Below are 24,905 nucleotides of genomic sequence, written 5' to 3' on the forward strand. Positions count from 1 at the left end.
CTCACCCTCTCGGGCTTTCCTCCGGGCGCTTCCCTTCGGTGTTTCGTTCTTGCGTTTCCGACTCTATCAGACTCTTTCGTGTCCGATTTCCTCGGCGCCTTTCAGGTTTCCGCTCCGGCCTCTCGGCCTTTCGCGTTTCCCTTTCCGGCGGTTCCGACTTTATCAGAGATTCTGAGTCGGAATTCCCCGCCCCATTCGGTGTGTTGCTCCGAGCGCGTGAGCGCCGGGGGCTTCCCGTTCAGGCGGAGACGTAAACGTACTGGAGCGGGGCGCCCCGATGCAAATCGAGGCGCCCCGCTCCGGAGTTCACGCGGTGTCAGGTCAGACCTCGACCACCACGGGCAGGATCATCGGACGCCGACGGTAGTTGTCCGAGACCCACTTGCCCAGCGTGCGGCGGATGAGTTGCTGCAGCTGGTGGGGCTCTACGACGCCGTCCTGGGCCGACTTCTCGAGGACCTCCTGGACCCTCGGGATGACTGCCGTGAACGCCGAGTCGTCGATGCCGGAGCCGCGGGCCTGGATGTGCGGGCCCCCGGTGATCTTGCCGGTGCTGGAGTCCACCACCACGAAGACCGAGATGATGCCCTCGTCCCCGAGGATCCTGCGGTCCTTGAGGGAGGACTCGGTGACGTCGCCGACGGAGAGGCCGTCCACATAGACGTATCCCGCCTGGACCTTGCCGACGATCTTCGCCTTGCCCTCGACGAGGTCGACGACCACGCCGTCCTCGGCGATCACGATGCGGTCGTGCGGGACGCCGGTGAGGGCGCCTAGCTCGGCGTTGGCACGCAGATGGCGCCATTCGCCGTGGACCGGCATCAAGTTCTTGGGCTTGCAGATGTTGTAGAAGTACAGCAGCTCGCCGGCCGAGGCGTGGCCGGAGACGTGCACCTTCGCGTTGCCCTTGTGGACGACGTTGGCGCCCCAGCGGGTCAGGCCGTTGATCACGCGGTACACCGCGTTCTCGTTGCCCGGGATGAGCGACGACGCCAGGATCACCGTGTCGCCCTGGACGATGCGGATCTGGTGGTCGCGGTTGGCCATCCGGGAGAGGGCGGCCATCGGCTCGCCCTGCGAGCCCGTGCAGACGAGCACGACCTCGTTGTCCGGGAGGTCGTCCAGCGTCTTGACGTCCACCACCAGGCCCGGCGGGACCTTCAGGTAGCCGAGGTCCCGGGCGATGCCCATGTTGCGGACCATCGAGCGGCCGACGAAGGCAACCCTGCGGCCGTATTCGTGGGCCGCGTCCAGGATCTGCTGGATGCGGTGGACGTGGCTGGCGAAGCTCGCGACGATGATCCGCTTCTGGGCGCCGGCGAAGACGCCCCGGATCACGTTCGAGATGTCGCGCTCCGGCGGGACGAAGCCCGGGACCTCGGCGTTCGTCGAGTCGGAGAGGAGGAGGTCGATGCCCTCCTCGCTCAGCCGCGCGAACGCGTGCAGGTCGGTGAGGCGGCCGTCCATCGGCAGCTGGTCCATCTTGAAGTCGCCGGTGGCGACGACCATGCCCGCGGGGGTGCGGACGGCGACGGCCAGGGCGTCGGGGATGGAGTGGTTGACCGCGATGAATTCGCAGTCGAACGGGCCGAGGCGCTCGCGGTCGCCCTCGGCGACCTCCAGCGTGTACGGACGGATGCGGTGCTCCTGGAGCTTCGCCTCGATCAGCGCGAGGGTCAGCTTGGAGCCGATCAGCGGGATGTCCGGCTTCTCGCGCAGGAGATACGGGACACCGCCGATGTGGTCCTCGTGGCCGTGCGTGAGCACGATGCCGTCGATGTCGTCGAGGCGGTCTCTGATGGACGTGAAGTCCGGCAGGATCAGGTCGATTCCGGGCTGCTCCTCCTCGGGGAAGAGCACTCCGCAGTCGACGATCAGCAGGCGACCGTTGTACTCGAAGACGGTCATGTTGCGGCCGATCTCACCGAGGCCGCCGAGCGGGGTGACCCGCAGGCCGCCCTTCGGGAGCTTCGGCGGGGCGCCGAGTTCAGGATGCGGATGACTCAAAAGACTCTCCTCACCACACGCGCCACGTACCTGTAGGGCACGTGGCGCGCATGACGTTCGTGCAGTAGCAGTTGTCTGTGTGGGTGCAGGCGCTGTGTGCCTGCGGTGTTTCGCGTATTCAGTTGTGAAGTCTGTGGCTAGAGCTGTACCCCGCCCGCAGCGAGGTCGATCTTGAGCTGGGCCGTCTCGTCGGGGGACAGCTCGACGAGGGGCAGCCGCAGCGGGCCCGCGGGGCGGCCCTGCAGGGTGAGCGCCGCCTTGGTGGTGATCACGCCCTGGGTACGGAACATGCCCGTGAAGACCGGGAGCAGCTTCTGGTGGATCTCGGTGGCCTTCTGCACGTCACCCGTGGAGTACGCGTCGATCATCGCGCGCAGTTCCGGCGTGACGACGTGGCTGACGACGGAGACGAAGCCGCAGGCGCCGACGGAGAGCAGCGGAAGGTTGAGCATGTCGTCGCCGGAGTACCAGGCGAGGCCGGAGCGGGCGATGGCCCAGCTGGCGCGGCCCAGGTCGCCCTTGGCGTCCTTGTTGGCGACGATCCGGGGGTGCTCGGCGAGGCGGACGATCGTCTCGGTGTTGATCGGTACGCCGCTGCGTCCGGGGATGTCGTAGAGCATCACCGGCAGGTCAGTGCTGTCCGCGATCGCGGTGAAGTGCCGGAGCAGGCCCTCCTGCGGGGGCTTGTTGTAGTACGGCGTGACCGTGAGGAGGCCGTCCGCGCCAACCCGCTCAGCGTCGCGGGCGAGCTCGATGCTGTGGCGGGTGTCGTTCGTGCCGACGCCCGCGACGATGTGGGCGCGGTCTCCGACTGCTTCCACTACGGCTCGTACGAGCTCGGCTTTCTCCGCGTTGCTGGTGGTGGGGGACTCGCCGGTGGTCCCGTTGATGACGAGGCCGTCATTGCCTGCGTCCACCAGGTGGACGGCGAGCCGCTGCGCGCCGTCGAGGTCGAGTGCGCCGTCCGCCGTAAAGGGCGTGACCATGGCAGTGAGGACCCTCCCGAAGGGGGTCTGCGGAGTGGAGGTCGGAGCCATGGGTAACACGCTACTCGCTGCTCAGCGCGTGGTCCCCCCTCGGGGGATGTGTGCGGACCTGACAAGTGAGGAGCCCGGCACTGCCTGCTCGGGGGTTCAAGCAGTGCCGGGTCCGTTTGATCAGGCTAGATGAACTTCTCGAAATGCCGCAATGCGGACACCTCACTCGGCTCATCCGTACATCAGTGCCTTACGGAGCCACACGCCCGTTCTTGTTGAAGGCCGCGTGGGTGAGCGGCATCAGCCGGGCCCACTGCTCCTCCATCTTCTCGCCGACCATCTCGATCTCCCGCTGCGGGAAGGACGGGACCTTGGCGAGCTCGTGCTGGGTGCGCAGGCCGAGGAAGTGCATCAGGGAACGGGCGTTGCACGTCGCGTACATCGACGAGAACAGGCCGACCGGCAGGACCGCGCGGGCGACTTCGCGGGCGACGCCCGCGGCGAGCATCTGCTGATACGCCTCGTACGCCTGGCGGTAGGAGTCCTCCATGACGCGGCCCGTGAGCTCCTGCTGGGCCTGGGTGCCCTCCACGAAGACGTACTTGCCGGGGCGGCCCTCCTGGACCAGCTTGCGGGAGGCGTCCGGGACGTAGAACGTCGGCTGGAGCTCCCTGTAGCGACCCGACTCTTCGTTGTACGACCAGCCCACGCGGTGCCGCATGAACTCGCGGAAGACGAAGATCGGGGCGCTGATGAAGAACGTCATCGAGTTGTGCTCGAAGGGGCTGCCGTGGCGGTCCCGCATCAGGTAGTTGATCAGGCCCTTGGAGCGCTCCGGGTCCTTCTGGAGCTCTTCGAGGGACTGCTCGCCGGCGGTCGAGACACGGGCGGCCCACAGGACGTCGGAGTCGGTCGCGGCGTGCTTCACCAGCTCGACGGTGACCTCGCTGCGGAAACTGGGCTTGAGGTCTTCGGTGGGGGTCTCGCTCACTGGCGGGGTCCTTCCATGTGCATCACTCGGGCGGCGCCCACTCTATGGCCCGGCACTGACAATCGGTCTCTTGGTGACCCGCTACGAGATTCTTCGACCAATTTGCCGAAGCAGGGCACCTTTTGGGCGATTCGAGCGTCTGTCTAGTCAACAGAGTCACGTTCGATTCGCGTGAGCCCCGTGTGTGATCCGTGTGAGGAGAAGCGCAACCCATGTTCCGTCGGCGCGAGCCCGTTCCGTTCGCCTTCATCGCCGAAGCCGACCAGTTCCGCAGCAATGTCACTCCCCCACCCCGCGAGCGCGCCTCGGCCAGTCAGATAGTGGGCCGCACCCTGGTCGGACTCGTCGTGGTGGCCGGGCTCGTGGGGTCGATGCTCTTCGGCATGCCCGCCCTGTCGCCCGACCAGTCGCCGGCGCAGAACCAGCAGTCGGAAGCCTCCGACGGCCGCTGACGGGCGTCGGCGCCCCTGACTCATCCGGACCCCCAAGGGTGGCTGGCGACAGCGGGGCTCGGTAGCCTCACCGGGCACAGCCCATGCGTGGATTGAGTGAGGAACAGTCGTGCCCCTGCCCTTCCTGACGGCGGACCGCGCCTTTGACGAGGCAGCGGAAGACGCTGCCCTGCCGTTCGACGATCGCGACCACTGGCGGCGTCCCTACCGGCCGGGACCGTGGCGGGTGGGGGCCGCGGCGCTGCTTCTGCTGCTCGCCTCGTACGTCCTGGTCGCCGCCGTGATCATCGCGTTCGCCGACTCCCTCGCGGGGGCGGCGGTCTGTGCGGGGCTCGCGGCTGCCATCATCGCGAGCGCGCTGCGGCTGCTGCGCATGGGCACGTGGGTGAGCGCCCACGGGCTGCGTCGCGTGGCGTTCCTGACGACGCAGACCGTGTCGTGGGCGCAGGTCGTGACGGTGCGTACGACGCAGCAGCCCGTGCGGTGGATGGGGCTGCCACGCACCGTGCAGGGGCAGGCACTCGTCCTCGTACGCCGGGATCAACAGGCCGACGGGCAGCTGCCGTTGCTCACCGACCGCAACGCCGACTTCCTCGCCCGGCACGAGGCCTTCGACCGGGCGGCCGACTCCATCGAGGTGTGGGCCGACGAGTACCGCCGCACGGCCTGAGGCACTAGGCGCTGGCGGGCCTGCCCGCGTGGAGGGCGATCGCGCGCTGCATCGCCTTGCGCGCGCGGGGCGTGTCCCGGGCGTCGTGGTAGGCGACGGCGAGGCGGAACCAGCAGCGCCAGTCGTCCGGTGAGTCCTCGGTCTCGGCCTTGCGCCTGGCGAAGACCTCGTCGGCCGAGTCGCGGTCGATGCGACCGCCCGGGGTGCGCTTCAACTCGTCGACGGGGAGGCCGCCTTCGGCCTCAAGGTCGGCGGCCAGACGGTTGGCGCGCTGGACGAACTGGGTGTTCTTCCAGAGGAACCAGACGCCGATGACCGGCAGGATCAGGACCGCGACACCGAAGGTGACGGTGAGCGCGGTGCCGTGCTTTATCAGGAGCACGCCGCGGCTGCCGACCAGGACGAAATAGACGACCAGGACGGCAGCCGTGACGGCGTAAGTGATCTTTGCTCGCATGACGGTCAGTTCAACTCGGTTCAGCTCGCGTCAGTTCAGGTCAAGGAAGTGTTCCAGGCCGAACGTGAGGCCCGGAGTGTTCACCACACGGCGTACGCCGAGCAGGATGCCCGGCATGAAGCTGCTGTGGTGCAGCGAGTCGTGCCGGATGGTGAGGGTCTCGCCCTCGCCGCCGAGCAGGACCTCCTGGTGGGCCAGGAGACCGCGCAGCCGCACCGAGTGCACCGGAACGCCGTCGACGTCCGCGCCGCGGGCACCCTCCAGCGCCGTCACCGTGGCGTCCGGCTGCGGGGCGCTGCCCGCCTCCGCTCGCGCCGCCGCGATGAGCTGGGCGGTGCGCTGGGCCGTGCCGCTGGGGGCGTCGGCCTTGTTCGGGTGGTGCAGCTCGACGACCTCGACGGACTCGAAGTACGGCGCCGCGATCTGCGCGAACTTCATGGTGAGGACCGCGCCGATGGAGAAGTTCGGGGCGATCAGGACACCCGTCTCCGGAGACGCGGCCAGCCAAGTCTTCAGCTGCGCGAGGCGGTCGTCGGTCCAGCCCGTCGTACCGACCACGGAGTGGATTCCGTGGCGTACGCAGAACTCGAGATTGCCCATCACCGCGTCGGGATGGGTCAGTTCGACCACGACCTGGGCGCCGGTCTCCACCAGCGTCTCCAGCTGGTCGCCGCGGCCGAGTGCGGCGACCAGTTCCATGTCGTCGGCGGCTTCGACGGCTCGCACGGCCTCGGAGCCGATCCGGCCCTTGGCCCCGATGACCGCCACGCGCAACTTGCTCATGTGCCTGATTCCTTAAGGGAGTTAAGGGAGTTAGGAGACCGCTTCGTGCAGGCGGGCGGCCTGCTTGTCCTTCAGCGGGCCGATGGCCGACAGCGACGGGCGGTGGCCCAGGACGTCGCGGGCGACCTCACGGACCTCGTCCGGGGTGACCGCCGCGATCTTGGCCAGCATGTCGTCGACCGACATCTGCTCGCCCCAGCACAGCTCGCTCTTGCCGATGCGGTTCATCAGCGCGCCGGTGTCCTCGAGGCCGAGGACGGTGGAGCCCGCGAGCTGGCCGATCGCTCGGCTGATCTCGTCGTCGCTCAGGCCGTTCTGCGCGACCTGGTCGAGTTCGTCGCGGCAGATCTTCAGTACGTCGTGCACCTGGCTCGGGCGACAGCCCGCGTACACGCCGAAGAGGCCGGTGTCGGCGAAGCCCGACGTGTACGAGTACACGCTGTACGCCAGGCCGCGCTTCTCCCTGACCTCCTGGAAGAGGCGGGACGACATGCCGCCGCCGAGCGCGGTGTTCAGGACGCCGAGGGCCCAGCGGCGCTCGTCGGTGCGGGCCAGGCCCGGCATGCCGAGGATGACGTGGGCCTGCTCGGTCTTGCGGTTGATGACCTCGACGCGGCCCGCCGTGCGCAGCGCGCGGGAGCCCTGGCGCGGGATGACCGGCGTGGCGTCGGTGCGGTGGAGGGCGCCCGCCTTGTCGAAGGCGGCGCGGACCTGGCGTACGACCTTGTTGTGGTCGATGTTGCCCGCGGCGGCGACCACCAGACGCGTGGGGTCGTAGTGCTTCTTGTAGAAGCGGCGGATCCGGTCGGCGGTGAGGGCGTTGATCGTCTCCTCGGTGCCGAGGACCGGGCGGCCGAGGGGGGTGTCGCCGAGCATCGTGTGCGCGAACAGGTCGTGCACGCAGTCGCCCGGGTCGTCCTCGGTCATCGCGATCTCTTCGAGGATCACGCCCCGCTCGGCGTCGACGTCCTCCTGGAGGATCAGGGAGCCCGTCAGCATGTCGCAGACGACGTCGATGGCCAGCGGCAGGTCGGTGTCGAGCACGCGCGCGTAGTAGCACGTGTACTCCTTCGCCGTGAAGGCGTTCATCTCGCCGCCGACCGCGTCGAGCGCGGCCGAGATGTCGAGCGCGCTGCGCTTCTTGGTGCCCTTGAAGAGCAGGTGCTCCAAGTAGTGCGTGGCGCCGTTCAGGGACGGCGTCTCGTCGCGGGAGCCGACGTTCGCCCAGATCCCGAAGGTCGCCGAGCGTACGGAGGGCAGGGTCTCGGTGACGACGCGGAGGCCGCCCGGCAGCGTCGTACGGCGGACCGTGCCGATGCCGTCCTTGCCCTTGAGGAGGGTTTGGGTACGGGCGACGGCCCGCCCCTCCGAAGAGGGGCGGGCCGTCGTCGTGGTGCTACGCGACGTCACTTGTCGGTGTCGTCCTTCTGGTCGTCGCCCTCTTCGCCCTCGATGACGGGGATGAGGGAGAGCTTGCCGCGGGAGTCGATCTCGGCGATCTCGACCTGGACCTTCTGGCCCACACCGAGGACGTCCTCGACGTTCTCCACGCGCTTGCCGCCGGCGAGCTTGCGGATCTGCGAGATGTGCAGCAGACCGTCCTTGCCCGGGAGCAGGGACACGAACGCACCGAAGGTCGTCGTCTTCACGACGGTGCCCAGGTAGCGCTCGCCGACCTCCGGCATGGTCGGGTTGGCGATGCCGTTGATCGTGGCGCGGGCGGCCTCGGCGGCCGGGCCGTCGGCGGCACCGATGTAGATGGTGCCGTCGTCCTCGATCGTGATGTCGGCGCCGGTGTCCTCCTGGATCTGGTTGATCATCTTGCCCTTCGGGCCGATGACCTCACCGATCTTGTCCACCGGGATCTTGACGGTGATGATGCGCGGCGCGTTCGGGGACATCTCGTCCGGAACGTCGATCGCCTCGTTCATCACGTCGAGGATGTGCAGACGCGCGTCACGGGCCTGCTTCAGCGCGGCGGCCAGGACCGAGGCGGGGATGCCGTCGAGCTTGGTGTCGAGCTGCAGCGCGGTCACGAACTGCTTCGTACCGGCGACCTTGAAGTCCATGTCACCGAACGCGTCCTCCGCACCGAGGATGTCGGTGAGGGCGACGTAGTGCGTCTGACCGTCGATCTCCTGGGAAATGAGCCCCATGGCGATACCGGCGACGGCGGCCTTCAGCGGCACACCGGCGTTCAGCAGCGACATCGTGGAGGCACAGACCGAACCCATGGACGTCGAGCCATTCGACCCGAGGGCCTCGGAGACCTGACGGATCGCGTAGGGGAACTCCTCGCGCGACGGCAGGACCGGCACGATCGCGCGCTCGGCGAGCGCGCCGTGGCCGATCTCGCGGCGCTTCGGCGAACCGACGCGGCCGGTCTCGCCGACCGAGTACGGCGGGAAGTTGTAGTTGTGCATGTAGCGCTTGCGCGTCACCGGGGAAAGGGTGTCGAGCTGCTGCTCCATGCGGAGCATGTTGAGGGTGGTGACGCCCAGGATCTGGGTCTCGCCACGCTCGAACAGCGCCGAGCCGTGCACGCGCGGGATGGCCTCGACCTCGGCGGCGAGCGTACGGATGTCCGTGACGCCACGGCCGTCGATGCGGACCTTGTCCTTGATGACGCGCTCGCGGACCAGCTTCTTGGTCAGCGCGCGGTAGGCACCGGAGATCTCCTTCTCGCGGCCCTCGAACTGCGGGAGCAGCTTCTCGCCGGCGATCTCCTTGACGCGGTCGAGCTCGGCCTCGCGCTCCTGCTTGCCGGCGATGGTCAGCGCCTGGGAGAGCTCCGACTTCACGGCGGCGGTGAGCGCCTCAAGGACGTCGTCCTCGTAGTCCAGGAAGACCGGGAACTCGCCGGTGGGCTTGGCGGCCTTGGCGGCGAGGTCCGACTGGGCCTTGCAGAGGACCTTGATGAAGGGCTTCGCGGCCTCGAGGCCGGCGGCCACGACCTCTTCGGTCGGCGCCTCGGCGCCGCCCTTGACGAGCTCGATGGTCTTCTCGGTGGCCTCGGCCTCGACCATCATGATCGCGACGTCGCCGTCCTCCAGGACGCGACCGGCGACGACCATGTCGAAGACGGCGTCCTCGAGCTCGGTGTGCGTCGGGAAGGCGACCCACTGGCCCTTGATGAGCGCCACGCGCGTGCCGCCGATCGGGCCCGAGAAGGGCAGGCCGGCCAGCTGCGTCGAGCAGGAGGCGGCGTTGATCGCGACCACGTCGTACAGGTGGTCGGGGTTGAGCGCCATGATCGTCTCGACGATCTGGATCTCGTTGCGCAGGCCCTTCTTAAAAGAAGGACGCAGCGGGCGGTCGATCAGGCGGCAGGTCAGGACCGCGTCCTCGGAGGGGCGACCCTCACGACGGAAGAACGAACCGGGGATCTTGCCGGCGGCGTACTGCCGCTCCTCGACGTCCACCGTGAGGGGGAAGAAGTCGAGCTGGTCCTTGGGCCGCTTGGAAGCGGAGGTGGCCGACAGCACCATGGTGTCGTCGTCCAGGTACGCGACGGCGGAGCCTGCGGCCTGCTTGGCCAGGCGGCCCGTCTCGAAGCGGATGGTGCGGGTGCCGAAAGTGCCGTTGTCGATAACAGCCTCGGCGTAGTGGGTCTCGTTCTCCACTAGCGTTTTCTCCTCGTCTTCGTCCCTTGGCCCGTGTGGCACGGGGACGGTGGCGGAGAAGCGCCCTTCTGGTGCGGGCCGGTCTTCGATCGAAGCCTCCGGGCCGTACGCGATTGCTCGATGGTCGAGTTTTCGCTGTACCCCGGGGGCCACTACCGAGGACCGGCGGCGGCGTTCCTCGAGGTGCGCTTCTCCTCGTTCGTGTGACGTCGTCTCGTCGCCTCGTGCGACGCCGTTACGTCTTTGAACCGTGCAGTCCGATTCTGCCCAGTCCGGTATGGGTGTGCGTATGACGTTGTGCGACCAGACTACAAAGGGCCGGTGACACTTCGCATGTTTCGCACGTAGAGCATGCGGGGCGTGCGTACATCACGTACGACACGCTTGCATACGGCAAAGGGAGCGGCCCCCTCTTGCGTGGGAACCGCTCCCTTCACGATGTCTTACTTCGCGCCCGCCGCACCGCGACGGATGCCCAGACGGTCCACCAGCGCACGGAAGCGCTGGATGTCCTTCTTGGCCAGGTACTGCAGCAGACGGCGGCGCTGACCGACCAGGATCAGCAGACCACGACGGGAGTGGTGGTCGTGCTTGTGGGTCTTGAGGTGCTCGGTCAGGTCCGAGATGCGGCGGGAGAGCATGGCGACCTGGACCTCGGGGGAGCCGGTGTCGCCCTCCTTCTGGCCGAACTCGGTCATGATCTGCTTCTTCGTAGCGGCGTCGAGCGACACGCTTACTCCTCGTAGTCTTTACGTGGCCACCGAGTGCCCCTGGTCTAAGTCTCAGGGGAGCTTCCGTTACTCGGGAGGCGAGGTCCGCTGGGCGCTGCCTCCAGGTCCTCGGTCAGGGTCTTGGTCAGACTCTTGATCGAGGGGGTCCGGGGGCGCGTACACGTACGGCCGTTACACAGGGTACCAGTCGGCGTGCGGGGGCTGACCCAGGGGTGGGTTCACTTGCCGGTCATCGCCCGAGCCGCCGCGTAGACGTCGAAGACGGCCAGGGCCAGCGGGACCAGCGTCAGCAGGACGAAGCCTTCGGCGATCTCCGTGAAGCGGCCCCAGAAGGGAGTGACTCCCCGGCGCGATGTGATCAGCCCTACGGCGGTGACCAGTGCGGAAGCGGCCGCGATCGCCGCGATCAGCCAGAGTGTACGGACATTGAGAGCCGCACTGTCGCCGAGCAGGGCATCGCGCATCAGCGCGCGCGGCGGGTTGAGGCAGAGGCCGAGTCCGAGTAGCACCAGTGCCCCGAGGCCTGCGGCCAGGGTGGCGGCTACCTGTGCCGTGTAGCGGAAGAGCTGGGCGCGCATCAGCATCGCGATGCCGGTGGCGAGGGCCAGCAGCTGCCCCCATACGTCGTCGGAGAAGCCGAGTACCGCCGCGGCCCCTACGGATACCAGGGCGCAGCCGCCCACCAGGCCGCAGAGCAGTTCGTGACCGCGGCGGGCCTGGGCGGCGATGCGTTCGGCGTCGATCGGTTCCTGCGGCTCCGGCTCCGCTCCGAACTCGCTGCGCGCGGCGTGCGGGGACTCAAAGCCGATGGGGAGCCGGGCGAACCGCATGGAAAGACCCGGCAAGAAGGCGAGGGCCCCCACGGCCAGCGGGGCGCAGAGCGCCGCGGTCTCGATCGGGTCCAGGTTGCTGAGCGTTGCGATGAACACCGTGAGCAGGCCGACGGCGGAGGCGAAGACGAAGGCGACGAACGGGCCGTCCCCGCGCGGCGACACCAGGGTGAGGATCACCGAGGCGATGAGCACGGCCGTGCAGGCGAGCAGGAACTGGAGCCTGCCGATGCCCTGGCCCTCGGCCAGGGGCAGCAGCCCGGAGCCGGCCACGGCCACGTTCGGCAGAGCGCCGAGGCCCAGTGCAATGGCCGAGGCCCGGTCGTCGTAGATCCGCGCGCGCACGCAGGCGAGGGTGAGCAGCAGCAGACCCGCGACGGCGGCGAGGATGCCCGGAAGGCTGTGCATGTCGTGGCGGGGCTCCGCCGTCCAGGCCACGAAGGCGATGAGGGCGGGCAGGACGGCGCCGCCGATGAGCCCCGCCACCCGCGTCAGGTCGCCGTTCCACAGCGTGCGATCCCGCGTCACCGCGGAGGCGACGGCCTCGGACACATCGTCGAAGACGGCGGGCGGCAACGATTCCGAGAACGGACGCAGGGTGAGGAGCTCACCGTCGAGGATGCGCTGTGCCGCGAAGGAGCGGGCGCTGTCGAGCACGGCGCCGTCACGGCGGACGAGGTGGTAGCCGACGGGGGCGCCTTCGGCGGGGCTCTGCCGGGAGAGGCGCAGGATCTCCGGGTAGATGTCGGCGACCGGGATGTCGTCGGGCAGCGCCACGTCGATCCGGCTGTCGGGCGCGACGATGGTGACCCGGCAGAAGCCGAATCCCGTGCCGGTCCCGGAGGGGGGTCCCGAAGGGGTTCCCTGGCCGGGGCGGCCCGATCCGGTGGCCGTCGCGGAGGCCGTCATGCTCACCTTGCTGCTCCCCCTCGGTGCTGGTGGTCCTGATGGCGATGTCATCAGTGGTGCTGGTGTTGTGTACGCGGTCATGAGTGGTGCTGGGTTTGCGTACGCGGTGTGTCCGCCGACTGTGCCGCATCGCACGGTGTGTCGCGGCGCAATCAGCCCCGGCTGGCTGGTTCTTGGGGGCCGCCCTCACCACATACCGCTAAATGCCCCGATTCATCGGCCAGTTGCCCGAACCCCTCTTCGGCCGGATTAGCAGGTGCTCACGCGCACATGCGGCACCCTACCGCCGACCGGTCACCACCTGTATCAGTAGGATCACACAGCGGCCTGCGTCCGCCTGAAACGGGGCGGCGGACGGAACACGTCGGCCCTGTAGGGGAATTGGTGCGTAGTGAGCCACATCGTCGTGAAGCGCCCACCTCGGGCTCTGCCGTCTCAGGTACCCACTGAAGAGGTCGTGCTCCAGCCGCCGCCCGAGCTGCCGCGTGGGCAGCAAGAGGGCGCGATGATGCAGCTCCTTCCCATGCTGGGCATGGGCGGCTCCGTGGTGTTCTTCTTCATGCCGAGTTCGCATCCGTTCATGAAGATCATGGGCATGGTGATGGTCGCTTCGACGGTGGCCATGTCCGTAGCGATGCTGATCCGCTACCGGCGCGGGACGCAGGGGCAGTTGGCCGACATGCGGCGCGACTACCTCCGGTACCTGAAGCAGACCCGGCGGCAGGCCCTGGACACCGCGAAGGCGCAGCGCGACGCGCAGTACTACCTCCACCCGTCCCCCGAGCAGTTGTGGGCCCTGGTCGCCGAGGGCAGCCGGGTATGGGAACGCCGTACGGGCGACGAGGATTTCGGGCAGGTGCGCGTCGGGCTCGGCCCGCAGGCGCTCGCCACGCCGCTCGTCCCGCCGCAGACCGCTGCGGTGGACGAGCTGGAGCCGCTCACCGCGGGCGCGATGCAGCGCTTCCTGGCCACGCACAGCACGCTGGAGGACCTGCCGATGGCGGTGTCCCTGCGGGCCTTCTACCACGTGACGGTCAGCGGTGACCCCAGCACGGTGCGGGCAGCCGCCCGCGCGCTGACCTGCTCTCTCGCCTCGCTGCACTCCCCCCAGGACCTGGTGATCGCGGTCGCGGCGGGGCAGACGGCCGCTCCGGAGTGGGAGTGGTCCAAGTGGCTCCCGCACTGCCAGACGCAGGGCGCCGCGGACGGTGCGGGCAGTCGGCGGATGATCACCGGCGACCCGATGGAGCTCGAGGCCATGCTCGCCCCCCGGCTGCAGGGGCGCCCCCGCTTCCACCCCGGCGGGGCTCATATGCCGGACGAACCCCACATCGTCGTCGTACTCGATGGTCTGTCGCTGCCTCCCATGTCGGTGCTCGCCTCCGCCGAGGGCCTGCAGGGCGTGACGGTCGTGGAGGTCGTGCCGGGTGAACTGAGCGGCGGGCGCGGCGGATTGTCCATCGTCGTGCAGCCGAAGTCGCTGCGGATCGAGTCCGGGCACGGCCTGGTGTACGAGGGCACGCCCGATCTCCTCTCCTACGAGGCCGCCGAGGCGCTTGCCCGTCAACTGGCGCCGCTGCGTGTGGCATCGGGCGGTGACGACGACGAGCCGCTCCTGGCCAATCTGGAGTTCACGGATCTGCTGAACCTGGGGGACGCGAACTCCGTCGACACGGCCCGGACATGGCGCCCACGCGCTCAGGCAGAGCGGTTGCGTGTGCCGATCGGTGTCGGCGAGGACGGCCGCCCCGTGATGCTGGACCTCAAGGAAGCGGCTCAGGAGGGCATGGGCCCGCACGGGTTGTGCGTGGGAGCCACCGGTTCCGGCAAGTCGGAGCTGCTGCGCACGCTGGTCCTCGGCCTCGCCGTGACCCACTCCTCCGAGAGCCTGAACTTCGTCCTCGCCGACTTCAAGGGCGGTGCGACCTTCGCGGGCATGGCGCAGATGCCGCATGTCGCCGCCGTGATCACCAACCTGGCGGACGACCTGACGCTGGTCGACCGCATGGGCGACTCCATCCGCGGCGAGCTCAACCGGCGCCAGGAGCTGCTGCGCGACTCGGGCAACTACGCGAACATCCATGACTACGAGAAGGCGCGCGCGGCCGGCGCCCCGCTCCAGCCGATCCCCTCTCTGGTCCTGGTCATCGACGAGTTCAGCGAACTGCTCACCTCCAAGCCCGACTTCATCGAGATGTTCGTGCAGATCGGCCGCATCGGCCGCTCGCTCGGCGTGCATCTGCTGCTGGCGTCGCAGCGCCTGGAGGAGGGCCGACTGCGCGGCCTGGAGACGTATCTTTCGTACCGCGTCGGTCTGCGTACGTTCTCCGCGGCAGAGTCACGCGCGGCGCTCGGCGTGCCGGACGCCTATCAGCTGCCGAACGTCCCCGGCTCCGGATATCTGAAATACGGCACGGACGAGATGGTGCGCTTCAAGGCGGCGTACGTCTCCGGGGTGTATCGCTCGGGCTCCGCGCAGGCAGCGGCGCTGGGTGGACCGCGGCCCGTCGATCGCCGTCCGGTGCTGTTCACGGCGGCCGAGGTCCCCGTGCGCTATGCCGCCGCGCCACCTGTACCGGAGCCGCGCACGCAGTCGGCAACGGACCCGGACGACGCGCTGGCCGACACCGTTCTCGATGTCATCGTGCGCCGTCTGGAGGCTCAGGGCCCGGCGGCCCATCAGGTGTGGCTGCCGCCGCTGGACAGCCCGCCTTCCCTGGACGCGCTTCTTCCAGGGCTCACGGCCGTGCCAGGGCGTGGGCTCACGCAGCCCGGTTACGAAGGAGCAGGGCGGCTCGTCGTTCCCCTCGGCCTGGTCGACAAGCCGTACGAGCAGCGGCGTGACGCACTGTGGTGCGACTTCTCGGGCGCGGCCGGCCACATGCAGATCGTCGGTGGACCGCAGTCCGGAAAGTCGACGCTGCTGCGCTCGCTGATGGCATCCTTCGCCCTCACCCACACTCCGTACGAAGTACAGCTCTATGGGCTGGACTTCGGCGGCGGCGGAATGGCGTCCGTGGCAGGGCTCCCCCACGTCGGCGGGGTCGCCTCGCGTCTCGACCCCGAGCGGGTTCGGCGCACGGTAGCCGAGGTGTACGGCGTGATGACGCGCCGCGAGGAGTACTTCCGTACGTCCGGCATCCCGTCGATCGCGGACTTCCGGGCGCGCAGGGCGCGCGGTGACATCACGGTGGCCGACCAGCCCTGGGGCGACGTCTTCCTGATCATCGACGGATGGGGCAACTTCCGTACGGAGTACGAGGGGTTGGAACCGGCGGTCCTGGACATCGCGGCACGCGGCCTCGGCTACGGCATCCACCTGATCCTCACCGCATCGAGGTCGATGGAGGTCCGCGCGAACCTCAAGGACCACCTCATGAACCGTCTCGAACTGCGTCTCGGCGACACGATGGATTCAGAGATCGACCGCAAGGCCGCCGCCAACGTCCCCGCAGGGGTGCCCGGCCGGGGCCAGTCCCCGCAGAAGCAGCACTTCATGGCGGCGGTCCCGCGCATCGACGGCCTGTCGTCCGACACGAGCCTCGCTGAGGCCACGTCCACCCTGACCGCTGAGGTGTCCCGCCACTGGACGGAGCCGGGCGCACCGGAGGTCCGCCTGCTGCCGAGGGAACTGCCCTCCGAACAGCTCCCGCCTGGCAACGTCTTCCCGAAGCGGGGTGTGTCCTTCGCCCTCGACGAGACCAACCTCGAACCGGTCTTCGTGGACTTCGAGCAGGACCCCTTCTTCCTCGTCTTCGGCGAGAGCGAGTCCGGCAAGTCGAACCTGCTGCGGCTGCTCATCAAGCGGCTGACGGAGCGCTACAGCGGCGAAGACTGCAAACTCTTCGTGGTCGACAACCGCCGCTCCCTCCTCGACGTGACCCCGGCCTCGCACCTGGCCGAGTACATCCCCATGTCCAATGCCATGGACCATCACATGACGGCCCTGGCCGACCTGATGCAACGCCGCACGCCCACGGCCGACGTCACCGCTCAGCAGCTCCGGGAGCGCAGCTGGTGGCGGGGCCCGACGGTGTACGTGATCGTCGACGACTACGACCTGGTGTCGACGTCCAGCGGAAATCCGTTGGGTGGGCTCACCGAACTGTTGCCGTTCGCGCGGGATGTGGGCGTCCGCTTCATCATCGCGCGGTCGACGGCGGGTGCGGGCCGGGCGGCGTACGAGCCGTTCATGCAGCGGATGCTGGAGCTGGGGGCGCAGGGCGTCGTGCTCGCCGGGGATCCCGGTGAGGGCGACATTCTGGGTGGGGTGCGGCCGCGGCCGATGCCGGTGGGGCGCGGGACCTTTGTGTCGCGGCGGCGGGGGAAGCCGTTGGTACAGACGGGGTTGGTGGGTGGGGAGTACTGAGGGTGACGGCTTCGGAAGCCGTGAACAGCCGCGAAGCCCCCAAGTAATGTGAGCTCACAGCTCTTTCGTACGGCCTGAAGGGATCCCTCCGCCATGACCGATGCACGCAACGACGCGCAGGAAAAGGCACGCAAGGAACGCGAGAAGGAGGAGCTCTACGCCCTCGACATCTCTGGCGTCGAGTGGCAGAGCGCCCCAGGCACGGAGGAGCACGAGGAGCGCGTGGAGATCGCGTATCTTCCCGAGGGCGCCGTGGCAATGCGGTCCTCCCTCGATCCGGACACCGTGCTGCGGTACACGGAGGCGGAGTGGCGCGCCTTCGTACTGGGGGCTCGGGACGGGGAGTTCGACCTGGAGCCTTCGCCGCGCAATGGCGGCGTGGCGTCGGAGTAGCGGCCGGTGAGACGCTCCCGGCTCGCGGACCTCGCCGACCAGACCGTCGTGAGCCCCGCTGCGGGGGCGAACCGCCGACCCGTCGCCGTCGGTGACGCCGCCCGGATCCGCCGGGAGTTCTCGACGCTGCTGGGTGAATTCCGGCGTACGGCTGTGCTGTTGCCGCTCGGCGGGGACGACGCGTCGCCGTTGACGGTCGACTTCAACGGAGTGCGGTGGATCTTGGCGTTCTCCGACGAGGAGGCTCTTGCACGGTTTGCGTTCGCGCGGGGCGAGGCGGAGCGTGTGTGGGGCTACCAACGAGTCCTCGGTGCACGCGTGTTGGACGCCTCCGTCCCGGCCGCAGGCGTGCCCTGCGGTGTGGCGCTGGACGTGGGGAGCGAGGGCGACGAGGTGCTGCTCCCGCCTGTGGTGGGAGTCGTACCGGACGGGGCGGCGGTGGATGAGAACTTGAACGGGGACGCGGACGGGGATGTGGGCAGGGATGGGAACAGAGAGGCTGACAGGGGGTCCCAGCGGTGAGTGGTGACCAAAAGGACCTCCAGGCGGGCGGCCTCGATCTCATCGCGCAGGGAATCACCCTGACCTTGGAAGAGCTCAGGGAACTCGGCCCGATCGGTGCGGCCGGGGAGGGCCGGGGCTTCGAGGACCTCGCCCTCTCCGGGATGGAGCTGGGACATCCTGGCTTGCTCGGCGCATTCGATTCCTTCGTCGAGCGATGGCAATGGGGCGTGCGTTCCCTGGTCAATGAAGGGAACGACTTCGCCGAGGGGGTGGGCCTCGCGGCGGGGACACTGCACGAGACGGACGTGTACGTGGACGGCTCGCTGAAGGTGGTCTCGAACTCCCTTGGCGGCAACCCGTACGCCACCGAGGACGAGGTCACCGGCATGAGCTGGGACGAGCTGAACGACCGCCACGCCTTCGCCGACCCGGACTACAGCGAGGAGTCGTTCGACAAGGCCGGGGAGAACATGAAGCAGGGCTGGCAGGACGCCGGCCGCGATGCCCTCACCTCGGACATGCTCGGCAGTGGAGCCGTCCAGCGGACCGCCGGCATGAGCGACGAAGAGTACGAGTTCCTGCTCGACGAGGCCTTCGGCCCCTCGCCCGAGGAAAGGGCCGAAAGCGGAGAGCGCGACTGATGGGCATAGGCGACATAGTCGACTCCGGACTCGGCAAGCTGGAGGACGGCTGGGACGCGACGAAGAAGGTCACCGGCGAGGGCATCGAGTGGGGCAGCGAACAGCTCGCGGACGGCCTCGACCACATCGGAGCCGAGGGCGCGGCGGACGCAGTCAAATCTGTCGGTGCCAGCGCCGCGTCCAAGCTGGGTGCGAACGTCGACGAGCAGCAGCTCGGCGAGTCCGACCACCCCGGTGACCTGATCCACGGCAGTCCGGGCAAGATCCGCGCGAGCGCGCGGCACCTCACGGACTTCCACAAGGCCTTCGACAAGGTCGGCAGGGGCATGCGCCGCCTCGACTCCTCCCACTGGAGAGGCGAGGCCGCCAACACCTTCCGCGAGAAGTTCGCCGTGCATCCCACCAAGTGGCTGCACGCGGCGGACGCCTGCGAGCACGCGGGCCAAGCTCTGGACAGGTACGCGGACGCGGTCAAGTGGGCTCAGGGCCAGGCTCAGGACGCCATCTACCTGTACAAGAAGGGCAAGAGCGCCTCCGACACGGCGGTGGAGGCGTACAACAAGCGTGCCGACGCGTACAACGCGGCCATCAAGGCGGACAAGGATCCGGGCCCTCGCCCTGAACCCTTCAAGGACCCGGGCAAGGCCGATGTGGCGCGGGCCCACGAGATACTCGCCGAGGCGCGCCGCCAGCGCAACGAAGCGGGCCAACTCGCCGCGGCCACGGTCAAGGCCGCCCTCACACACGCTCCTGCCGAGCCACCGCCGCTTGACCGGCTGAAGTCCAACTCCTTGGACGGCCTCAAGTCGGTCAACACAGAGCTCACCCACGTCATGGGCGGAGCTCTCAAAGGGACGGGCGGCCTGGTCAATTTCGTACGCGGCCTGAACCCGGTTGACCCGTACAACATCACGCACCCGGCGGCATACCTGCAGAACCTGAGCATGACGCTGAGCGGTCTCGCGTCCACGGCCACGCACCCCGACCGTGCGGTGAAGGCCGGGTACGAAAGCTTCAAGGAAGACCCCGCCGAGTTCGGCGGCAGGCTGCTGCCGGAGGCGGTGGGGTCCAGGGGAATGGGCCTCGCGAAGGGCGGAGTGCGGTCGGGGGTCCGGCAGGGGGCGAAGGAGGCCGCCGAGTCGGGAACGCAGCGCGGGGCGCGTGAGGCTGTGGGGGACGATCCCGCGCAGCACGGGCGTCCTGACGACTCCCGGATGAGCAAGGGCACGGACCCGGTCGACCTTGCGACCGGGAAGATGTACCTGCCGCAGACCGACGTGGCACTCCCGGGCGCCCTGCCCCTCGTCTTCAAGCGGCGTGTGGAGTCGGGATACCACCTGGGGCGATGGTTCGGCCCTTCCTGGTCCTCCACGGTCGACCAGCGCCTGGAGATCGATGCCGAGGGCGTCATCTTCGTGACCGAGGACGGCCTGCTGCTCTCCTACCCGCATCCGGCGCCGGGTCTGCCGACCTTGCCGATCCGGGGCCCGCGCTGGCCGCTGGACCGCGAGGAGGACGGCTACACGGTCTCCGATCCGGCCACGCTGCGACGGTGGCACTTCACCGACAGCGGCCCTGACCTGGCGGTCCTGGAACAGATCGACGACCGCAACGGCAACTGGCTCACTTTCGAGTACGACGCCGAGGGTGCACCCCAGTCGGTGGTGCACAGCGGCGGCTACCACCTGAAACTGACCACGGACGGCAGCCGCGTCACGGCGCTGCACCTGGCGGACGCGGCTGCTGATGCCACGGATCAAGAGCTGATCCGGTACGGCTACGACGCCGAGGGCCACCTCTCCGAGGTGATCAACTCCTCCGGCGTGCCCCTGCGCTTCACCTACGACGAAACGGGCCGTGTCACGTCGTGGACCGACACGAACGACCGCGCCTACACCTACGCGTACGACGACGAAGACCGCTGCATAGCCGAGGGCGGCTCCGAGGGCCACATGAGCCTGCGGCTCGCCTACGACGACATGGACCCGACGACCGGCCTCCGGGCAACGACGACCACGACGGGCGAGGGGCACACCCGCCGCTTCCTGATCAACAAGGCCTGGCAGGTCGTCACGGATGTCGACCCACTAGGCGCGGTCACGCACTACGAACGGGACCGCCACAACAGACTGCTGTCACGCACGGACCCACTCGGCCACACCACGTCCTTCCGCTACGACGACGCGGGCAACCTGGTGGGAGTCACGCGGGCCGACGGTCGCGAGTCGAAGGCCGAGTACAACGCCCTCGGGTTGCCCGTGCAGGTGACGAGTCCGGACGGCACGACCTGGCGGCAGTCGTACGACGAGCGGGGCAACCGCACGTCGGTCACCGACCCGGCAGGCAGGACGACACACTTCACGTACGACGAGGCAGGACACGTCACCGCCGTCGTCAACCCGCTGGGTGCCACGACGCATGTCCGCTGCGACCGGACCGGCCTCCCGATCATGATCACCGACCCTCTCGGAGCGGTGACCCACTACGAACGAGACGCCTTCGGCAGACCTGTCGGAATCACGGACGCGTTGGGTGCGACGACCCGCCTGAAGTGGACGGTCGAGGGACGGCTCGCCCGCCGGACCGCTCCGGACGGGTCGACGGAATCATGGACGTACGACGGAGAGGGCAACTGCACAACCCACACGGACGCGATGGGCGCAGTCTCGACGTACGAGTACACCCATTTCGACCTGCTGTCCGCCCGCACAGGCGCGGACGGCGTGCGCTACGAGTTCTCCCACGACAAGGAACTAAGACTCACCCAGGTCGCCAACCCCCAAGGCCTGACGTGGAGTTACGCCTACGACCCGGCAGGCCGCCTGACATCGGAGACGGACTTCGACGACCGGACGCTGACCTACACCCACGACAGCGCAGGCCACCTGACGTCCCGCACGAACGGCACCGGCCAGACCATCTCCTTCGAGCGCAACGCCCTTGGGCAAGTTACGCGGAAGGACGCGGCCGGCACGGTCACGGCGTTCGCGTACGACCTGACGGACCAACTCGCCCAGGCGACAAGCCCGGACACAACCCTCACCCTCCTGCGCGACCGTTTCGGCCGGCTCAGATCCGAGACGGTCAACGGCCGCAAGCTCACCTTCACGTACGACGAACTGGGCCGCCGTACCGGCAGGATCACCCCCACCGGGGCGACGAGCACGTGGTCGTACGACGCGGCGGGCCGCCGCAGTCGGCTGGTCACGTCGGGCCGCAGCATCGATTTCGCCTACGACGCCGCGGGGCACGAACTCACCCGCCACATCGGCGACTCCGTCACTCTGGACCACGCCTTCGACGAACTGGGCAGACTCACCACTCAGTCGGTCACCGCGTCGGGCGGCCGATCGATCCAGCACCGGGCGTACTCCTACCGCGCGGACGGCAATCTGATCGGCATCGACGATCAACTGTCGGGTGCCCGGAGCTTCGACCTGGACGCGGCGGGCCGGGTCACGGCGGTCCATGCGGCGAACTGGACGGAGACGTACGCCTACGACGAGGCGGGCAACCAGACGGAGGCGTCCTGGCCTGCCGGGCATCCTGGGCAGGAGGCGACGGGGCCGCGCGTCTACTCCGGCACCCGGATCACGCGCGCAGGCAATGTCCGCTACGAACACGACGCTCTGGGCCGCATCGTCATGCGCCAGAAGATGCGCCTCTCACGCAAAGCCGATACGTGGCGCTACACATGGGACGCGGAGGATCGCCTCACATCGGTGGTCACCCCTGACGGGACGCTGTGGCGTTACCAGTACGACCCACTCGGCCGCCGCGTCGCCAAACAACGCCTCACGGGTGACGGCTCGGCCGTCACCGAACAAGTCGACTTCACGTGGGATGGCACCACACTCTGCGAACAAACCACCACATCCCCGGAGTTGCCGAACCCGGTCACCCTCACCTGGGACTACCGGGGCGCTCGCCCGATCGCCCAAACCGAGCGCATCACGGCAGCTGAAACACCCCAGGACGAGATAGACACCCGCTTCTTCGCCATCGTGACCGACCTTGTCGGTACTCCGAGCGAACTCGTAGACGAGCAGGGCGAAATCGCCTGGCGGACGCAACGCACGCTATGGGGCAGTACAGCTTGGATTGCAGACAGCACGGCTTACACTCCCCTGCGCTTTCCTGGCCAGTACTTCGATCCCGAAACAGGGCTCCACTACAACTATTTTCGCCACTACGACCCCGAAACCGCCCGCTACCTCAGCCCCGACCCGTTGGGACTGGACCCAGCCCCCAATCCTGTCGCTTACGTCAGGAACCCCAGTGTCGGCACTGATCGCCTCGGACTCGCCCCTGATGCATGCCCCCGAGAGGGCGAAATCCTATACCGAGGCGACACGAGATCTGTGGACGAGATCCGACATTCGGGCGGATTTAATTCCATTCTACCGGGCAGCAATGCATCACTCTATGATTATGTTGTGAATCACGTAGCGAGTGACTTCATCTCAACGTCACGATCCGAGGCTAGTGCACTGCTCTTCAGTAGACCTGGAGGTTTCATTTACGAGATCGAGTCGCCGCCAGGTGGAATAAACGTCAACAATGAACTTGGACCACTAAATCCAAGTCCTCACGAGAGGGAGATAGCGTTCAAGACGCACATCCCATTCGATAGGATCACTCGAGCGTGGAAACTAGACGAATATTGGGAATTGGACGACGAATTGTTGGTGTACATTCGTGACAATTAAGGCTAGCATTAAAATCTTCGCGCCCGGACCTGGGGGCCCCGCACTCTTCGATTCCATCCTGGAATGGAATCTCACCTCCGACGAGGCTCAGGTTAAGATTTCTCGCCCCGATGGCACGGTGTATGAATCGCGTGGCGCGAACTTGTGGGAGTGCTTGACTGAAATCCGCAACGAGTGCGAGCCGGACGGAGTACGTATCTGTTGCAACGGCGCAAGAAGAGACTGCTACCCCTCCGGTATGGCGATCCAGATGGGAGGTGGCCACAAAGTGACCATTAGGGAGATGGGTAGGCAAGTCACCGATATGGCAGCTGTCGTAGAGACATTCGCCGCCGCAGATCTGGAGAAAGTCGGTACAGTTGCCGAGCAAGATGCCTATTATCGCGCCTGGCTACGGAGTCTCCCAATGCCTCACGAACCTTAAACTCAGAAAGCAGAGGACCAACCCGACAGGTTCGAGGAGCTACGGAATTACCGCCGAGACCGGAGATTTTCTGCGCTTCGGACGCTATGCCGAACAGCTGTTTTCCTGCGCAAGCGTCTCACGGAGCTCAGCTTGCATTAAGACGCCCAGCGTGGCGTGGCCGAGCCACTAGGGGGACACTGCGAGGAGATGCCTTGATCCGACGTCCCGCAGGAGGTGCGGAAGTGAGCTTTAACGAAGGACAATGGATCAGCGCAAACTGACGGAGCTCATCACCGCAGCAGTGGGTGAGGCCAGGTGCCCTCAGGATCTCCTTGGCACGATGCAAGAAGTTGTCTCTATTGAGACCGGAGAGGTCTCACGGAACAGCCTGCTGCACACGTACCGTCGCAGGCTTGCGAGAACCGAGGATGGATCCCCTCTACAGACTCAAACTGCAGCGCTTGTATCCTTCCTCGAAAACCACTCCGGAGGCACACTCAACATGGTCAGCGTGAAACTGGATGGGGATGGATATCACATGTTCCTCGCCGACCTTTACCTATCGAAAATCCTCCATTGGATGCAAATGTTCTCACGATAGGCAAAGGTGGGACAGCTACCTCTACGACGACGCACTCGACCACTTGATCGACCCCCTCTGGGTAGACATCGCCTGACATCACGGAGCGCTCTTGCACGTGACGAGACGAGCGCGCGATGACATTAAGCCTCACGGTACGTACGACCGAGCAACTGCGGCACGCCACAGAGAGACTCCAAGTAGGCTGAACCAACCGTTTGTTGGCACGCCAGAAAGGCCGTTCGGCTCGGCGATCGAAGCTGAGATAGTATCGATTTCTACGAAAATGGACAGAAGATAAAGGCGCCAGAGCAACTGGCTTGACCCATGCCTGGGAATTGAATTGCATCATATTGCCGTCTGGCATCGACAGTTTCAAGTCTGGCAGTACTCGGTCTCGCACTCTGTATTGCTCCTGAGAAGCTGCCATCCCCGACTCCATGACACTCGTATCGATGTCGTCTTTCCAGCAGTAGAATTGATGAAACTGCAGGCCACCTATCAAGAACTCAAGATCACACAGCTGAATGAAAAAGAAGGTGCCGACTTCCTCACACGTCATGGGGTAAACCAGCTAACGGGCGCCCTCTTTCTATTGAATGATGGAGATGGGTACGTTCAGGCGGCCAGCTGCCATTGGCACGAGGACCGGGGAGACCATCACACACCGTCGCGATTCGGACCGATGCGTGGCACCGAATAGAGCGTCCTCATGAGGCACACTCCCTCAAGGTATTCCAGCAAAATCTGGCCTGAACCCCGGTAGGCAGAAGGATGCCGTTCGGCCCACCACCACCGCCGCAGTGGGCGCCAGCTCCGGACTCACGCCGCTGGGGCCAACTCCCGTTCCCAGAAGGGGCCAGCACTCACAGC

Annotated in this window: 16 protein-coding genes; 7 read left to right on the forward strand and 9 right to left on the reverse strand. The window is 67.3% G+C overall.

Annotation, left to right across the window (positions count from 1 at the left end):
* Positions 1-321 precede the first annotated feature (321 nt).
* The 3 genes from AB0O76_RS35740 to thyX form a co-directional block, all read right to left on the reverse strand.
* Positions 322-2,007, reverse strand: a complete 1,686-nt coding sequence (locus tag AB0O76_RS35740; protein ID WP_365500320.1) for a ribonuclease J — start codon at positions 2,005-2,007, stop codon at positions 322-324.
* 137 nt (positions 2,008-2,144) lie between these two features.
* On the reverse strand, positions 2,145-3,044 hold the full coding sequence (dapA, locus tag AB0O76_RS35745) for a 4-hydroxy-tetrahydrodipicolinate synthase (protein WP_365500323.1): 900 nt from the start codon (positions 3,042-3,044) through the stop codon (positions 2,145-2,147).
* A gap of 190 nt (positions 3,045-3,234) precedes the next feature.
* Positions 3,235-3,975, reverse strand: a complete 741-nt coding sequence (gene thyX / locus AB0O76_RS35750) for an FAD-dependent thymidylate synthase (RefSeq protein WP_360780723.1) — start codon at positions 3,973-3,975, stop codon at positions 3,235-3,237.
* Between the two features lie 212 nt (positions 3,976-4,187).
* On the opposite strand from thyX, the gene AB0O76_RS35755 reads away from it, so the two are divergent.
* Positions 4,188-4,427 (forward strand): hypothetical protein, encoded by a 240-nt coding sequence (locus AB0O76_RS35755; RefSeq protein WP_365500326.1) that lies wholly within the window; start codon positions 4,188-4,190, stop codon positions 4,425-4,427.
* A gap of 109 nt (positions 4,428-4,536) precedes the next feature.
* A complete protein-coding gene (locus tag AB0O76_RS35760; protein WP_365500329.1) occupies positions 4,537-5,097 on the forward strand; it encodes a hypothetical protein in 561 nt (186 codons plus the stop codon).
* A 4-nt stretch (positions 5,098-5,101) separates the two neighbouring features.
* On the opposite strand, the gene AB0O76_RS35765 is transcribed toward AB0O76_RS35760, so the two are convergent.
* From AB0O76_RS35765 to eccD, 6 genes are all read right to left on the reverse strand, one after another.
* Positions 5,102-5,554 carry a hypothetical protein gene (locus AB0O76_RS35765; protein WP_365500332.1) on the reverse strand — a complete coding sequence of 151 codons (453 nt, stop codon included), beginning with the start codon at positions 5,552-5,554 and terminating at the stop codon, positions 5,102-5,104.
* 30 nt (positions 5,555-5,584) lie between these two features.
* Complete coding sequence (gene dapB / locus AB0O76_RS35770) at positions 5,585-6,337, reverse strand: 4-hydroxy-tetrahydrodipicolinate reductase (RefSeq protein WP_365500334.1); 753 nt, start codon at positions 6,335-6,337, stop codon at positions 5,585-5,587.
* A gap of 30 nt (positions 6,338-6,367) precedes the next feature.
* Positions 6,368-7,747: a pitrilysin family protein gene (locus AB0O76_RS35775; protein ID WP_365500337.1), complete on the reverse strand. Its 1,380-nt coding sequence runs from the start codon at positions 7,745-7,747 to the stop codon at positions 6,368-6,370.
* Entirely contained in the window at positions 7,744-9,960 is a 2,217-nt protein-coding gene (locus AB0O76_RS35780) for a polyribonucleotide nucleotidyltransferase (RefSeq protein WP_365500340.1), read from the reverse strand. Before AB0O76_RS35780 ends, AB0O76_RS35775 begins: the two co-directional genes overlap by 4 nt.
* Positions 9,961-10,403: 443 nt before the next feature.
* Positions 10,404-10,691, reverse strand: coding sequence for a 30S ribosomal protein S15 (rpsO, locus tag AB0O76_RS35785; RefSeq protein WP_007385095.1), 288 nt, complete (start codon positions 10,689-10,691; stop codon positions 10,404-10,406).
* A gap of 218 nt (positions 10,692-10,909) precedes the next feature.
* Positions 10,910-12,436, reverse strand: coding sequence for a type VII secretion integral membrane protein EccD (gene eccD / locus AB0O76_RS35790; RefSeq protein ID WP_365500343.1), 1,527 nt, complete (start codon positions 12,434-12,436; stop codon positions 10,910-10,912).
* A gap of 385 nt (positions 12,437-12,821) precedes the next feature.
* Here eccD and eccCa point away from each other — a divergent pair, with 385 nt between their 5' ends.
* The 5 genes from eccCa to AB0O76_RS35815 all read left to right on the forward strand — a co-directional run bounded on the left by eccCa (position 12,822) and on the right by AB0O76_RS35815 (position 23,046).
* Positions 12,822-16,799 carry a type VII secretion protein EccCa gene (gene eccCa / locus AB0O76_RS35795; RefSeq protein ID WP_365500346.1) on the forward strand — a complete coding sequence of 1,326 codons (3,978 nt, stop codon included), beginning with the start codon at positions 12,822-12,824 and terminating at the stop codon, positions 16,797-16,799.
* Positions 16,800-16,892: 93 nt separating this feature from the next.
* Positions 16,893-17,192, forward strand: coding sequence for a DUF397 domain-containing protein (locus tag AB0O76_RS35800; RefSeq protein WP_365500349.1), 300 nt, complete (start codon positions 16,893-16,895; stop codon positions 17,190-17,192).
* A 48-nt stretch (positions 17,193-17,240) separates the two neighbouring features.
* Positions 17,241-17,714, forward strand: a complete 474-nt coding sequence (locus AB0O76_RS35805) for a hypothetical protein (RefSeq protein ID WP_365500576.1) — start codon at positions 17,241-17,243, stop codon at positions 17,712-17,714.
* A complete protein-coding gene (locus AB0O76_RS35810) occupies positions 17,711-18,337 on the forward strand; it encodes a hypothetical protein (protein ID WP_365500352.1) in 627 nt (208 codons plus the stop codon). The genes AB0O76_RS35805 and AB0O76_RS35810 overlap by 4 nt, the downstream gene beginning before the upstream one ends.
* The gene (locus AB0O76_RS35815) at positions 18,337-23,046 is read left to right on the forward strand and encodes a putative T7SS-secreted protein (protein WP_365500355.1); all 4,710 of its coding nucleotides are present in this window, start codon (positions 18,337-18,339) and stop codon (positions 23,044-23,046) included. Before AB0O76_RS35810 ends, AB0O76_RS35815 begins: the two co-directional genes overlap by 1 nt.
* The last annotated feature ends 1,859 nt before the right edge of the window (positions 23,047-24,905 follow it).

Source organism: Streptomyces sp. NPDC086554, from assembly GCF_040686095.1.
GTDB lineage: Bacteria > Actinomycetota > Actinomycetes > Streptomycetales > Streptomycetaceae > Streptomyces.

What these genes read in the sequence shown, in the direction of transcription:
- AB0O76_RS35815 (WP_365500355.1), top strand. Translation starts at nt 18,337, where the DNA reads ATGGGCATAGGCGACATAGTCGACTCCGGACTCGGCAAGCTGGAGGAC.
- AB0O76_RS35755 (WP_365500326.1), top strand. Translation starts at nt 4,188, where the DNA reads ATGTTCCGTCGGCGCGAGCCCGTTCCGTTCGCCTTCATCGCCGAAGCC.
- AB0O76_RS35765 (WP_365500332.1), bottom strand. Translation starts at nt 5,554, where the DNA reads ATGCGAGCAAAGATCACTTACGCCGTCACGGCTGCCGTCCTGGTCGTC.
- dapB (WP_365500334.1), bottom strand. Translation starts at nt 6,337, where the DNA reads ATGAGCAAGTTGCGCGTGGCGGTCATCGGGGCCAAGGGCCGGATCGGC.
- dapA (WP_365500323.1), bottom strand. Translation starts at nt 3,044, where the DNA reads ATGGCTCCGACCTCCACTCCGCAGACCCCCTTCGGGAGGGTCCTCACT.
- AB0O76_RS35800 (WP_365500349.1), top strand. Translation starts at nt 16,893, where the DNA reads ATGACCGATGCACGCAACGACGCGCAGGAAAAGGCACGCAAGGAACGC.